General features: G+C 41.3%; 13 protein-coding genes. 8 read left to right on the plus strand and 5 right to left on the minus strand.

The genetic code is table 11. The features are described from left to right. Positions 1-125: 125 nt before the first annotated feature. Positions 126-398, plus strand: coding sequence for a nucleoid-associated protein HU-alpha (gene hupA, locus C0W29_RS17100; protein WP_036788936.1), 273 nt, complete (start codon positions 126-128; stop codon positions 396-398). Between the two features lie 42 nt (positions 399-440). Beyond that, complete coding sequence (locus C0W29_RS17105; protein ID WP_045045529.1) at positions 441-1,115, plus strand: DUF1481 domain-containing protein; 675 nt, start codon at positions 441-443, stop codon at positions 1,113-1,115. Between the two features lie 67 nt (positions 1,116-1,182). Here C0W29_RS17105 and purD read toward each other — a convergent pair whose 3' ends face one another. Together purD and purH are read right to left on the minus strand one after the other, a co-directional pair. Continuing rightward, positions 1,183-2,469 (minus strand): phosphoribosylamine--glycine ligase, encoded by a 1,287-nt coding sequence (gene purD / locus C0W29_RS17110; RefSeq protein ID WP_036788932.1) that lies wholly within the window; start codon positions 2,467-2,469, stop codon positions 1,183-1,185. A 137-nt stretch (positions 2,470-2,606) separates the two neighbouring features. Beyond that, positions 2,607-4,199: a bifunctional phosphoribosylaminoimidazolecarboxamide formyltransferase/IMP cyclohydrolase gene (gene purH / locus C0W29_RS17115; RefSeq protein ID WP_045045545.1), complete on the minus strand. Its 1,593-nt coding sequence runs from the start codon at positions 4,197-4,199 to the stop codon at positions 2,607-2,609. A 227-nt stretch (positions 4,200-4,426) separates the two neighbouring features. On the opposite strand from purH, the gene zntR reads away from it, so the two are divergent. Then, positions 4,427-4,897, plus strand: a complete 471-nt coding sequence (zntR, locus tag C0W29_RS17120; RefSeq protein WP_045043676.1) for a Zn(2+)-responsive transcriptional regulator — start codon at positions 4,427-4,429, stop codon at positions 4,895-4,897. On the opposite strand, the gene C0W29_RS17125 is transcribed toward zntR, so the two are convergent. Next, positions 4,894-5,094, minus strand: coding sequence for a hypothetical protein (locus tag C0W29_RS17125; RefSeq protein WP_036788930.1), 201 nt, complete (start codon positions 5,092-5,094; stop codon positions 4,894-4,896). The genes zntR and C0W29_RS17125 overlap by 4 nt on opposite strands. A gap of 183 nt (positions 5,095-5,277) precedes the next feature. Here C0W29_RS17125 and ppnP point away from each other — a divergent pair, with 183 nt between their 5' ends. Continuing rightward, a complete protein-coding gene (gene ppnP / locus C0W29_RS17130) occupies positions 5,278-5,559 on the plus strand; it encodes a pyrimidine/purine nucleoside phosphorylase (RefSeq protein WP_036788928.1) in 282 nt (93 codons plus the stop codon). A gap of 67 nt (positions 5,560-5,626) precedes the next feature. On the opposite strand, the gene malI is transcribed toward ppnP, so the two are convergent. Beyond that, entirely contained in the window at positions 5,627-6,655 is a 1,029-nt protein-coding gene (malI, locus tag C0W29_RS17135; RefSeq protein ID WP_045043678.1) for a Mal regulon transcriptional regulator MalI, read from the minus strand. Positions 6,656-6,937: 282 nt separating this feature from the next. Between malI and malX the strand changes: the two genes are divergently transcribed. The 4 genes from malX to C0W29_RS17150 all read left to right on the plus strand — a co-directional run bounded on the left by malX (position 6,938) and on the right by C0W29_RS17150 (position 11,703). Next, entirely contained in the window at positions 6,938-8,527 is a 1,590-nt protein-coding gene (malX, locus tag C0W29_RS17140) for a maltose/glucose-specific PTS transporter subunit IIBC (RefSeq protein ID WP_045045530.1), read from the plus strand. A 75-nt stretch (positions 8,528-8,602) separates the two neighbouring features. Then, on the plus strand, positions 8,603-9,787 hold the full coding sequence (locus tag C0W29_RS17145; protein ID WP_045045531.1) for a MalY/PatB family protein: 1,185 nt from the start codon (positions 8,603-8,605) through the stop codon (positions 9,785-9,787). 198 nt (positions 9,788-9,985) lie between these two features. Then, positions 9,986-10,153, plus strand: coding sequence for a hypothetical protein (locus tag C0W29_RS21660; RefSeq protein WP_155395133.1), 168 nt, complete (start codon positions 9,986-9,988; stop codon positions 10,151-10,153). Between the two features lie 326 nt (positions 10,154-10,479). Continuing rightward, positions 10,480-11,703, plus strand: a complete 1,224-nt coding sequence (locus C0W29_RS17150) for a tyrosine-type recombinase/integrase (protein ID WP_045045532.1) — start codon at positions 10,480-10,482, stop codon at positions 11,701-11,703. A 286-nt stretch (positions 11,704-11,989) separates the two neighbouring features. Here C0W29_RS17150 and C0W29_RS17155 read toward each other — a convergent pair whose 3' ends face one another. Continuing rightward, complete coding sequence (locus C0W29_RS17155) at positions 11,990-12,712, minus strand: hypothetical protein (protein ID WP_045045533.1); 723 nt, start codon at positions 12,710-12,712, stop codon at positions 11,990-11,992. Positions 12,713-12,735: the final 23 nt, after the last annotated feature.

Raw genomic sequence — 12,735 nt, forward strand, 5'->3', positions numbered from 1 at the left:
TAGCTCAGTTTATGGTTAAAGAGTCTGCATTTAGATAGATAAAAGCCGACAAACCTTTGCCACACAGGCTTCTTTTGAATTAGAGTTGGGCGGTATTAAGCCCAAAACCTTAGAAGGGAAACCTAATGAACAAGACCCAACTGATTGACCTGATCGCAGAAAAAGCAGATTTGTCTAAAGCACAAGCAAAATTAGCATTGGAAGCTACTCTTGAAGGCGTTACTGATGCGCTTAAAGATGGTGACCAGGTTCAACTAATTGGCTTTGGTACATTTAAAGTGAATCATCGTGCTGCACGCACTGGCCGTAACCCACAAACGGGTGCGGAAATTCAAATTGCTGCTGCTAACGTTCCTGCGTTCGTAGCTGGCAAAGCACTTAAAGACGCATTGAAGTAATTAAAAATAGCGCCAGCTCGCATTAGCTTCTGGCGTTTTTTTATGACACGTATAACGCTTTCTCTGGTGGTTGCATTTTTACTCACAGGCTGTGCGGCAAGCGACATGGCTGAAAATGCAGTAATAGCGCCTAAAACTGTCACTGTTGCTCAAGCAGCAACTGATGGTCCTCATTTTTATTGGTATACCTTCCGTTCTAATCAGCCTATAACGCTCAGTGAGCGTGTGTTTACCCCTAATCAAGGGCAATATCAGGCTAACTACCGTTGGCGCTCAGGAAAGCTGTTTGAGCTCTATCAACAAGGACAGCAGCGTATCGATGGTTCTCTTATTCCATTTCAATTGCAATTACGGTTTGATAGCGATGGTTTAGCGGTATTTCAACGTTATCAACAAGGGCAAACTATTTTGCCATTAACGGATGCTGAAATTACTAAGTTACGTCGGCAGGCGGTTGGATTAGCGACGAGAGTTGAACAACTTAGTCATCGCCAGCAAACTTGGGTGCAGGGACATTGGCAACAACAGCAGTTTATTCCCTGTCAGCAGCATCAAGCGGTTGAAGTGGTGGCTCAAGCGACAGCAGAAAAATTATCAGGCCAAGGCTATATGGCGGTAAGTGGTCAGTTGCAAGGACAACAATTAAACGTTGATAATATTTTATTGCAACGTAAGCAACAACAGTGTTTGGTTGCACCGAATTTATTGGGAAATTAATTTATTCGATGATTTATAAACAAAAAACGCGCCATGTGAGCGCGTTTTTTAGTTATGGATTGTTGCTTTATTGTTCGCGAGCAATAGCACGGTAGCCAATGTCATCGCGGTGGAACATTCCATCCCATGATATTTGTTTTGCTAACGCATAAGCACGCTGTTGAGCCGCTAATACGGTATCACCCATTGCCGTGGCACATAATACGCGACCACCATTTGTCACCACATCAGCGTTAAGATTATTAGTTGTACCTGCATGGAAGATTTTTTCTCCTGCTAGCTCTTGCTGAGGTAAGCCGCTAATAATATCGCCTTTGTGGTAATCGGCAGGATAGCCGCCAGCAGCAAGTACTACTCCGATAGCTGCACGTGGATCCCATTTTGATTCAACGGTATCAAGTTTGCCGTCAATGGCTGCTAAGCAAAGTTCAACTAAATCTGATTGCATGCGCAGCATAATAGGCTGAGTTTCTGGATCACCAAAACGACAGTTATATTCGATCACTTTTGGAGTGCCGTCAGCCATTATCATTAAGCCTGCATAGAGGAAACCAGTATAGGGTGCCCCCTCTGCTGCCATGCCTTCAACGGTTGGATAGATAACTTCTTGCATCACACGATCGTGAATTTGTTGAGTGACGACTGGCGCTGGCGAGTATGCGCCCATGCCGCCAGTGTTAGGACCGCTATCACCATTGCCGACACGTTTATGATCTTGGCTGGTGGCCATTGGTAGTACATTCTTACCATCAACCATGACGATAAAGCTCGCTTCTTCACCATCAAGAAATTCTTCAATCACCACACGGTGACCAGCTTCACCAAAGGCATTACCTGCGAGCATATCGCGTACTGCAGCTTCAGCTTCTTGTTCCGTCATGGCGACAATCACGCCTTTACCAGCCGCTAAACCATCTGCTTTAACCACAATTGGCGCGCCTTTTTGCTTAAGATAAGCCAGTGCTGGTTCGATTTCAGTAAAGTTTTGGTAATCAGCGGTAGGGATCTGATGACGGGCTAAAAAATCTTTGGTGAAGGCTTTAGAACCTTCAAGTTGTGCTGCGGCTTGGGTTGGGCCAAAAATAGCTAATCCTACGGCACGAAACGCATCAACCACACCAATTACCAATGGCGCTTCAGGGCCGACAATGGTTAGTTCAATGTGATTACGTTGGGCAAATTCAACTAAAGCATTAATGTCTTCAACGCCGATGTCGACATTCTCTAATTTTGGTTCAAGTGCAGTGCCAGCATTACCTGGAGCGATAAAGATTTTTTCCACATTTGGATTTTGTGCCACTTTCCAACCCAATGCATGTTCACGGCCGCCATTACCAATAATTAGTACTTTCATCATTTTCCCTTTGAGCGCTGCGCTAAAATTAATATTTTAAAACCGTCGTAACAGTGAACTGCTACGGTATTTCACTACTGTAAATCAATTCAGGCTCGATGAAGAGCCTGAATCTATTCTATCCGTTATTAGAGGTATTAATGACGGAAGTGACGCATACCAGTAAAGACCATTGCCATGCCGTGTTCATCAGCGGCTGCAATGACTTCATCATCGCGCATAGAGCCGCCAGGTTGAATAACACAAGTAATGCCGGCTTCTGCTGCGGCATCAATACCATCACGGAATGGGAAGAATGCATCAGAGGCCATTACACTTCCTGCGACTTCTAGATTTTCGTCAGCGGCTTTGATACCCGCAATTTTAGCTGAATAGACTCGGCTCATTTGACCAGCACCGACACCGATAGTCATATTACCTTTGGCATACACAATCGCGTTTGATTTAACGTATTTCGCCACTTTCCAACAAAATAACGCATCACGTAATTCGTCAGCTGTTGGTTGACGTTGTGAGACGACGGTTAGATCATCAAGCGATACCATGCCTTGGTCACGATCTTGAACTAGCAAGCCACCATTGACGCGTTTAACATCAAAAGCTGTGGTTGTGGTTGACCATTCGCCACACTCAAGTAAACGCAGGTTTTTCTTGGCAGCGATAATTGCTGTTGCTTGCGGTGAGACTTTAGGGGCAATAATCACTTCAACAAATTGACGATCAACGATAGTTTGCGCGGTTGCAGCATCAAGTTCACGGTTGAAAGCAATAATGCCGCCAAAGGCTGAGGTTGGATCAGTTTTATAAGCACGATCGTAAGCTTCAAGGAGGTTGTCACCTAGCGCGACGCCACATGGGTTAGCGTGCTTTACAATCACACAAGCAGGAAGGTCGAACTCTTTGACACACTCAAGTGCCGCGTCAGTATCAGCAATGTTATTGTAAGATAACGCTTTACCTTGCAGCTGAGTCGCGGTTGCCACAGAGGCTTCTTGTGGATTCGCTTCAACATAGAATGCGGCTGCTTGGTGGCTGTTTTCACCGTAGCGCATGTCTTGTTTTTTCTCGAATTGCTGATTGAAAGTGCGTGGGAATTTCGATGCTTGGTCACCTTCTTTGTTGTCGCCATACGAAGGCACCATGGTACCGAAGTAATTAGCAATCATACCGTCGTAAGCGGCAGTATGTTCAAAAGCTGAGATAGCAAGATCAAAACGCGTAGCATGGGTTAATGAGCCGTCATTGGTACTCATTTCAGTAAGGACGCGATCATAATCATGGGCATTGACCACAATCGTCACATCTTTATGGTTTTTAGCGGCTGAACGCACCATAGTTGGTCCGCCGATATCAATATTTTCTATTGCGTCTTCTAAACTACAATTTGGGTTAGCAACGGTTTCAGCAAACGGATATAGGTTAACTACCACCATATCAATTGGATTAATGCCGTGTTGTGCCATGATGGCATCATCAATACCGCGACGGCCTAAAACGCCACCGTGTACTTTAGGGTGAAGGGTTTTTACACGGCCGTCCATCATTTCAGGAAAACCCGTGTAGTCAGAAACTTCAGTGACTTGAATGTTCTGTTCTGCAAGTAAACGCGCGGTACCACCCGTAGATAAAATCTCTACGCCGCGGTTGGCGAGGGCGTGAGCGAATTCAACAATACCAGTTTTGTCTGATACGCTGAGCAGCGCACGGCGAATAGGACGAACGTTTTCCATTGCTACCATCTCTCTAATACACAGTGAATAGGATATTTTCCAACGCCAATCTCAGTTGGATTAGATTGGCGTTGGGAAATATCCTCGGCTAAAATCGAGCAAAGCCAAGAATTAGTGAACGATATGTATCAATCAGGTACCTATTCTACATGAATATTGGCATTGCGCAAACGTTTGCTATTTGAGGGTGGTCACTGAAATATAGCGCTAGGCTAAAGGGTGTTTGAATGTATTTAATTGGGCAACTAGCAAAATTATGTAATGTCAGTAGTGATACATTACGTTTTTATGAGAAAAATGGTTTGATAGAACCTGCGGGTCGCAGTGATAGTGGTTATCGCTTATACAGTGAAGGTAATTTATCTCGCGTTAAATTTATTTTACGCGCTAAAGCGATTGGGTTAAGCCTTGGTGAGATTTGTGAGTTACTTGATATTCGACTTGAAGCAAGTCAGCACAGTTGCGCTGAAGTAAAAGCGATAACGCAAGCTAAATTGGATGAAGTTGATAGTAAAATCGCTGAACTACAACGGATTCGAGGTGCATTAAAAAAGATCAATGATGCTTGCTGTGGTCACCGTAATGATGATGCCAGCCATTGCTCTATTCTTGGTGCGTTGAATGACAGCGACGATATGGCTAACCCAGAAGTAAAGCCAGAGCCTTGTAGTTCAGGACAATGTCATTGTGATGATTAATCACTAGTCGCTTGTTTGACATTTTCAATCACATCTTTGGTGGTATCACGAAAGAAATGACCGGTGGCTTTGGTTGCGTCACGAGTCGCATGACCGACTTCGGTTAAACCTTGTTTCATGTCTTGTTTGTTTTGGCTTGAGCAACCTGCAACAGCGAAGATACTTAAAATGATGGCTGCGATAGTTATCTTTTTCAATGTTAATGACTCCAACAAATAACAATTGGGTCTAGTGTAGCTTTTTTTAGTCGTGATCCAAGTCAAAATCTGGTTAGTTTGTCATATTTTTGACGAGTATTTTTCGTTAGTGGTTCATTTAAAATTGTGATAGTTTCAGGTCTTCGAAAATTTGCTTTACCCGTTTAGCAATAAGGAAATTCAATGTTAAAAGTGAATGAATATTTTGATGGCCAAGTAAAATCTGTTGGCTTTGAATCTGCAGGCGATCATGCAAGTGTTGGTGTGATGGTTGCGGGTGAATACACCTTTTCGACAGCTGCCCCTGAGCGTATGACGGTAGTGAAAGGCGAACTTACCGTGAAATTACCGGGCCATGTTGATTGGGAAACCTATGGTGCAGGTGATGATTTTGAAGTCCCTGGTGATAGTGCATTCCACGTTAAAGTAACTAAAACTACTGCCTATTTATGTGATTACTTATAAATTACATAAGTACTGAGCTGTCATTAAAAAAGCTTCGTTACGACGAAGCTTTTTTATTGGCTGTTATTTAAGCGGAATCACGACAGATAAGTTGTGGTGCAAGTATTAAACGTTGAATCATACCATCGTCGCTTTTCATGCGAGCAAGTAAACGTCGGCCAGCGTGTTGGCCTATTTCTCTTATCGGTGAACTCACGACAGTCAGCGACGGTTGGCTTAATGTGGCTTCAGCCATATCATCAAAGCTAATGATGGCCACTTGTTGATCAATATAATTATCTTTACCAACACTTTTACCACTGCGCTTAACACCATATAGTGCCCCTAATGCAATTGTGGGGCTATGACACAAGATTGCGGTTATTTTAGGATGCTGGGTTAATAACTGCTGCACTGTCGTTGCGGCATGTTGTTGTTGATTATCAGCTTCAAGGATCCATTCATTTTTAAACGGTAATCCGTATTGAATCAGGGTGCTACCAAAGCCCCCTAGCCGTTCTGCTCGAGTTAAAGACTCACCAGAGCCACCGACATAGGCAATATGACGATGGCCTTGTTCAATAAGATATCGACTAGCAATTACCGCTGCCTGGTGGTTATCTGGGCCAATATAATCAACCTCATTATTAACCGTTGCTCGTGCTAAACAAACCGCAGGGATCCCCGCTTGCTGCGCCATTGTAATCACGGTGGCTGTGGCTTCTCTTACTGGGCTAAAAGCAATGCCAGCGACACCTTGTTGAATCATTGATTGCACACATTGGATTAATTTTTGGGGACAGCGATTAGATTGTGCCAAAAATAACAAATAGCCTTGTTGTTCTAATTCATCACTGATACCGGCAGTAATTTCAGTATAAAAAGGATCGGTAATATCCGTTAAGACCAAGCCAATTAAATTGGAGTGAGAGGTGCGTAAATTCGCCGCCGCGGTATTACGAACATAACCTAATGCGGTAACGGCTTGGTTTACTTTATCAATGGTTGCAGGGGAGATTCGCCCTTTGTTACTGAGCACTAATGAGACGGTAGAGACAGATACATCAGCATAGGCCGCGACATCAGTAATTTTGATTTTGGGTGTCTTACTCGCCATAAGTGAATGGATCCTATTCATAATGTTACATTTAAACGTTATATCGATAGCGATTATTCTAACAGCATCACAAATTTGGAAATGGGTGTTAACTCGCTATATTTCCGTGATCTTGCTAGCGATAAAAGTTGATAAAACGTTTTATCATCTGTTGCGTAATTTATCAAAAGCGTTGGCAGAAGTCTTGAGCTCATCTTTGTCGACGTTTTTTTTCAATAAAGAGCTAAAACGATTTACCTCTTTATTATCGACATTGAATGTCTCGTTAGTGAGTGACTCATTATGGATAAATCTGTACCTAAATCTGCACCTAAAACGACCCTATGGGAATTTTTTCAAAGCTTAGGCAAAACCTTCATGCTACCGGTCGCATTATTGGCGTTCTCGGGGATTTTATTGGGGATCGGTAGCTCATTATCGAGCGTTGCAGTAAAAGAAAGCATGCCCTTTTTAGATAACACCATTTTGCAATTGTTGTTTATGTGGATGACAAAAATTGGTCTAGTGGCCTTTATTTATCTACCTATTATGTTTGCTGTTGCGATTCCATTGGGGTTGGCGCGTGAAGAAAAAGGGGTTGCTGCTTTTGCTGGTTTTGTCGGTTACTCGGCCTTAAACCTGTCAATTAATTTCTATTTAACTGTTGCGGGTGTTATTGGTAATCCAACGGAAGAAAAAGCCTATGGAGTTAAGTCAATCCTTGGGGTTGAATCAATCGATACGGGTATTTTAGGGGCCGTAATTGTCGGTATTATTGTTGCAAAACTGCATGCACGTTTTTATACCTATAAAATGCCCGATGCGTTAGCTTTCTTTGGTGGGGCTCGCTTTGTACCGATTATTTCAACCTTAGTCTTAGGTGTGGTGGGTCTAGTTGTACCTGTGGTATGGCCATATTTTGCGATGGGGATCGCTGGGATTGGTAACTTGATCTCTCATGCAGGTCCGTTTGGTCCATTCTTATTTGGTACTGGTGAGCGTTTATTATTACCGTTTGGTTTACACCATGTTTTAGTTGCATTGGTACGTTTTACTGAGGCTGGTGGCTCTTTAGAAGTGTGTGGAAAAACCGTCAGTGGCGCACTTAATATTTTCTACTCAGAGTTAGCTTGTCCAACATCTCAAGGGTTCTCTGGCTCTGCAACAGCCTTTTTATCACAAGGTAAAATGCCAGTGTTCTTAGGTGGCTTACCTGGTGCTGCTTTAGCTATGTATCATTGCGCCCGTCTTGAAAATCGCAGTAAGGTAAAAGCGTTATTATTATCTGGTGTTATCGCTTGTATTATCGGTGGTATCACTGAGCCGCTAGAGTTCTTGTTCCTCTTTGTTGCGCCAGCGCTCTATGTTGTGCATGCAATTTTAACCGGCGTTGGCTTTATGGTTATGGGCTTACTCGGGGTAACAATTGGTAATACTGATGGCAATATCATCGATTTCTTAATCTTTGGGGTATTACAAGGCACCGCAACTAAGTGGTACCTAGTGCCATTAGTCGCTGCAGTTTGGTTTGTGGTTTATTATAGTGTGTTTCGATTTGCGATCACTCGCTTTAATCTTAAAACGCCAGGTCGTGAAGTTGAAACTAAAGAAGCGTTAGCATTTGCAGTAACTGGTGAGAAAACCACGGGTTATAAAGGCGATATTATTTTAGCTGCATTAGGTGGCGCGAATAATTTAGTGTCACTTGATAATTGCATTACTCGTTTACGTCTGTCAGTGAATGACATGAGTTTAGTTAATGATGCAGTGTTAAAAGCTAATGGTGCACTTGGGGTGGTGAAGCTCGATGCTCACAATTTGCAAGTGGTGATTGGGCCTCAAGTTCATATGGTGAAAAACGAAATTCAAGGGCTGTTACCCGCTAGCGCATAACTTACCAGCGGAGCTTAAGGCTCCGCTTTTTTGTAATATTTTTATTGTTTCAGCTCCATTGTTGGTGAGGTTGTTATGTTTGATTTTTCTATTCCTGTTAATCGTTATGGTACCTATTGCACCCAATGGGATTATGTTGCTGATCGTTTTGGCAGTGATGATTTATTACCGTTTACGATTTCAGACATGGATTTTGCCGTAGCTCCGTGTATTCAACAGGCATTAGCAACACGATTAGATCATGCGGTGTTTGGCTATAGCCGTTGGAATCATGCTGATTTTAAAGAGGCGATTAGTGGCTGGTTTCAGCGTCGTTATCACAGTGATATCGATAGCAATAGTATTGTCTACGGGCCGTCAGTGATTTATATCATTTCGCAATTGGTGCAGTTATGGACTGACGTTGGAGATGGCGTATTAGTACACACTCCCGCTTATGATGCTTTTGCGAATATGCTCAATGCTAATCAACGTCAGTTGTTAACCAGTCCGTTATTGAAAACCGAAGCTGGTAGTTATGAGATTGACTGGCCACAGTTTGAAGCTCAAGCAGCGCGTGCTGAATGTAAGGTATTGCTATTGTGTAGCCCTCAAAATCCAACTGGACGGGTATGGACGCGGGATGAATTGGTGCGTATGGCTAAGATTTGCCAGCAGCATAGCGTTAAAGTCATTTCAGATGATATTCATATGGATATTGCTTTTAGTGATTATATTCCATGGTCACAAGTGGCATGTGATCAGCAGTGGGCATTAGTTTCTTCTGCTTCTAAATCTTTTAATATTCCAGCGCTGACAGGCGCGTATGCTGTGATTGCTGATACAAGTACGCGGCAAGGGTATTTAACTCAGCTCAAAGCCGCTCATGGGCTGTCATCACCCTCTATCCTAGGCGTTATAGGTCATATTGCTGCTTATAATGATGGTGAAGCGTGGCTGATGAGTCTGAAAGATTATCTGCATGCTAATTTGGAATATGTTGCAGATACATTAAATCAGGCTTTTCCGATACTCAATTATCAAGTGCCGCAAGGAACCTATTTAGCCTGGATTGATTTAAACCCACTTAAGATTGATATGGATGCATTGCAGCAATTATTGATTAATAACTATCAAGTCGCGATCATGCGTGGTGATACGTATGGGATCGAAGGTAGTGGTTATGTGCGTCTAAATGTTGGTTGTCCACGTAGCAAGGTCGAGGTTGGAGTCGCGGCTTTAATCGCAGCATTGCAAGAACTTAGAGTCGATAATCTTTAACTAAGCGGTACGGTGATTAACGCTATCTAGAGATGGCGTTATATTGATGAGCTGTAATTAGGATGGGTTTTAAATCGTAAATCAGCTCGTAAAGTGATTAACATCAATTAGTATTATCTTCTTTGTGCAACTTGTTTTATTTGACTCTGGTTTCATATATGCTCTCTATTGCTTATATGTGTTTCAAAGGAGTTAGACATGGACCAGTGCAGTAATTGCCAGTCATATGATATGGAACGAGTACACCGTAAATTTTATCAACGATTATGGGTACGACGTATTAGCGTATGCCGTCAATGTGGAAATATTCAAAAAACATTTAAATATGCTTTCTTAGGTAAGACCAATTCTACTGAAAATCTATAGTGGTAGGTTGCGATGTGTTTATCGTCGCCCAGTGAAATTTGTTTACCTAATCATGATGTGTTTAAAACGAAAAAGCCCATTTCATCGTGATGATGAAATGGGCTTTTTTGCAATAATTAAACCAGAATGGTTTAGTTCATGCCGTATGAATTAATTTAGTGTTTTTGTTTGTATTGGGTTGTATTTGCTTGTGGTTATAAGTGTTTGTTTGTAATTGGTTTTTTGTTGATTTTTGTCTATATTGGTATTGGCAGGTTTTGATTTTTATGATTAACTAAGGGTACACGTGAGGGTACATGAATGGTTCGTACCCATGGAGAAAATAAATGCCACGGTTATTTGATAAACATTTAAAAGCAATGCTAGATAAACCTCAGACAGGAATAGTTACTTACTCTGATGGGGATGGCTTAGGTGCAAGGGTGTCATTAACAGGTAAGATTCGTTGGCAATACCGCTATAAAATAAATAATAAAAATAAGCGGTTTGATTTAGGGGATTACCCTGAACTTTCACTATCAAAAGCACGAGAAGTAGTGATGCAGTGTCGTTCATGGTTAGCTGATGGATTAGACCCAAAACATCAACGCACAATTCAAATGACAAAAACATTGAATCCAGTAACGGTGAAAGAGGCGTTAGAGTATTGGTTAGTTGAGTATGCTGAGGGAAATCGAACTAATGTTGAGAAACATCGTGCTCAGTTTAAGCGACATATTTATTCCTATATTGGTGATTTACCTATAGAGCAGCTGGAAACGCGGCAGTGGTTAGAGTGTTTTGATCGTATTCGAAAAGGGGTGAGAGGCGAGCAAAAATCAGCACCAGTTGCTGCTGGATATATTTTACAAAACACAAAACAAGCATTGCGTTTCTGCCGAGTTCGTCATTATGCACATACTCGAGCCTTAGATGATTTGATGATTTCTGATGTTGGTTCTAAACAGCGTAAAAAAGATCGAGTATTAACCGATAAAGAACTGGCAGATGTGTGGGGAATGGTACAAACCCCCAATGCGCGTTACATGGCTTATTATCCTAATTTAATTAAATTATTAATTATTTTTGGTGCTCGAACGCAAGAGATTCGTTTATCTACATGGGATGAGTGGGATTTTGAACAAGGTTTTTGGACTGTCCCTAAAAGTCATAGTAAAACAGATGCCGTTATTATTCGTCCAATACCTGTAGAGATTGTTAGTTGGCTATTAGAATTAAAATCAATGAGTGGTAATGAGTACGTATTAGGTGAGTTGAAGTCACCAGAAGCGGTAAGTGTTCAAGGTGGTAAAATGTGGAAGCGATTAGACCATAAAGACAAATGGACGTTACATGATTTACGTCGAACGCTAGCCACTAAACTGAATGATTTAGGTGTTGCACCGCATGTGGTTGAACAATTACTAGGTCATAGTCTTGGCGGAGTGATGGCTATTTATAACAGAAGCCAATATTTACCTGAGAAAAAGGCTGCGTTAGAGCTATGGCTGGATAGATTAGATTTACTGATAAATCCTGCTGATAATGTATTAGTAATGAAGCAACATTAAGTTTTCAAATGTAAAAAAGCCAGACGATAAGTCATAAAGACAAATGGTCTGGCTTTACCCACCCCTATCCCATATTACTAAGGATTGTTTCAGCTACTTGGCGTACCGTTCACCTAGCCAGTGGCAAATCACTTAGTACCGGAAATGCTTTAACACGACCTAGCACCATTTAGGTAATTAGGTGGTGCAGCTAATGCTTTAGCATTTAAGTAAAGTTGCGTATCCAACTTTGCGTAGGAGATAAGTTCTCCTCGGACTTTTATTCGGGTTCGGATATTTTAGATTGTTATTCTAAAACTTCAATACTTTCAGGTGTATGACCAAGCTTTAACATGTTCTCCCTTAAAATAAAGGGTAGTGTGATTAAATCAGATTTTATAGTAATAAAACGACGATCAGTTGGTAATGAATTTATGGAAAAATTATCTATATAATCAATTACTTGTTCGTATTTTGTTTTTTTGTCTTTTGCTATAGTTAACCATGCTGAATTTTCAGATGGGTGACTTAGATTTACATGTATAGTGTGTAATTCTTGATTGTCTGACATTAATGAAAAATCATATTCATTTTTCTGATGTAAAATATAAAAGCATTCGTTACTACTTTTGATAATTACTATACGATAGAACGGTACGTTTTTTTTGTTACCTTTGTCGAATTGAACTTCTTTTCTTATTGGGTGCTTAAGAATGATTTCACCTGAAATTTTAAAATAGTTTACTTTATTTAAAGTATTACCATCCTTTTCGAATTCTTCTAATTCATAAAAAAGATGTTCCATCTTTCGCTTCAATAGATGTTCAAATTCTTTGATGAAAAAATTCATTTGGCGCTCAGTTGCTAGCGCTTTCCCATTACGCCAACGTGATACTAATGCAGTCGATTTCGGACTCAACCCTGCTTTTTCTGCAATGTCGTGATTTGTATAACCATTTTCGATAGCTAGTTTGATTAACTGTTTTGTATAGCGATACGTTTTTTTTGTATTTTCTTTTTGTTCTGTCATTGTCTTACTAACCATTGAAAATG

The sequence above is a fragment of the Photobacterium kishitanii genome (assembly GCF_003026355.1).
In the GTDB taxonomy this organism is placed as follows: domain Bacteria; phylum Pseudomonadota; class Gammaproteobacteria; order Enterobacterales; family Vibrionaceae; genus Photobacterium; species Photobacterium kishitanii.

What these genes read in the sequence shown, in the direction of transcription:
- C0W29_RS17150 (WP_045045532.1), top strand. Translation starts at nt 10,480, where the DNA reads ATGCCACGGTTATTTGATAAACATTTAAAAGCAATGCTAGATAAACCT.
- C0W29_RS17155 (WP_045045533.1), bottom strand. Translation starts at nt 12,712, where the DNA reads ATGACAGAACAAAAAGAAAATACAAAAAAAACGTATCGCTATACAAAA.
- hupA (WP_036788936.1), top strand. Translation starts at nt 126, where the DNA reads ATGAACAAGACCCAACTGATTGACCTGATCGCAGAAAAAGCAGATTTG.
- zntR (WP_045043676.1), top strand. Translation starts at nt 4,427, where the DNA reads ATGTATTTAATTGGGCAACTAGCAAAATTATGTAATGTCAGTAGTGAT.
- malX (WP_045045530.1), top strand. Translation starts at nt 6,938, where the DNA reads ATGGATAAATCTGTACCTAAATCTGCACCTAAAACGACCCTATGGGAA.
- C0W29_RS17105 (WP_045045529.1), top strand. Translation starts at nt 441, where the DNA reads ATGACACGTATAACGCTTTCTCTGGTGGTTGCATTTTTACTCACAGGC.
- purH (WP_045045545.1), bottom strand. Translation starts at nt 4,199, where the DNA reads ATGGAAAACGTTCGTCCTATTCGCCGTGCGCTGCTCAGCGTATCAGAC.
- C0W29_RS21660 (WP_155395133.1), top strand. Translation starts at nt 9,986, where the DNA reads ATGGACCAGTGCAGTAATTGCCAGTCATATGATATGGAACGAGTACAC.
- ppnP (WP_036788928.1), top strand. Translation starts at nt 5,278, where the DNA reads ATGTTAAAAGTGAATGAATATTTTGATGGCCAAGTAAAATCTGTTGGC.
- malI (WP_045043678.1), bottom strand. Translation starts at nt 6,655, where the DNA reads ATGGCGAGTAAGACACCCAAAATCAAAATTACTGATGTCGCGGCCTAT.
- purD (WP_036788932.1), bottom strand. Translation starts at nt 2,469, where the DNA reads ATGAAAGTACTAATTATTGGTAATGGCGGCCGTGAACATGCATTGGGT.
- C0W29_RS17145 (WP_045045531.1), top strand. Translation starts at nt 8,603, where the DNA reads ATGTTTGATTTTTCTATTCCTGTTAATCGTTATGGTACCTATTGCACC.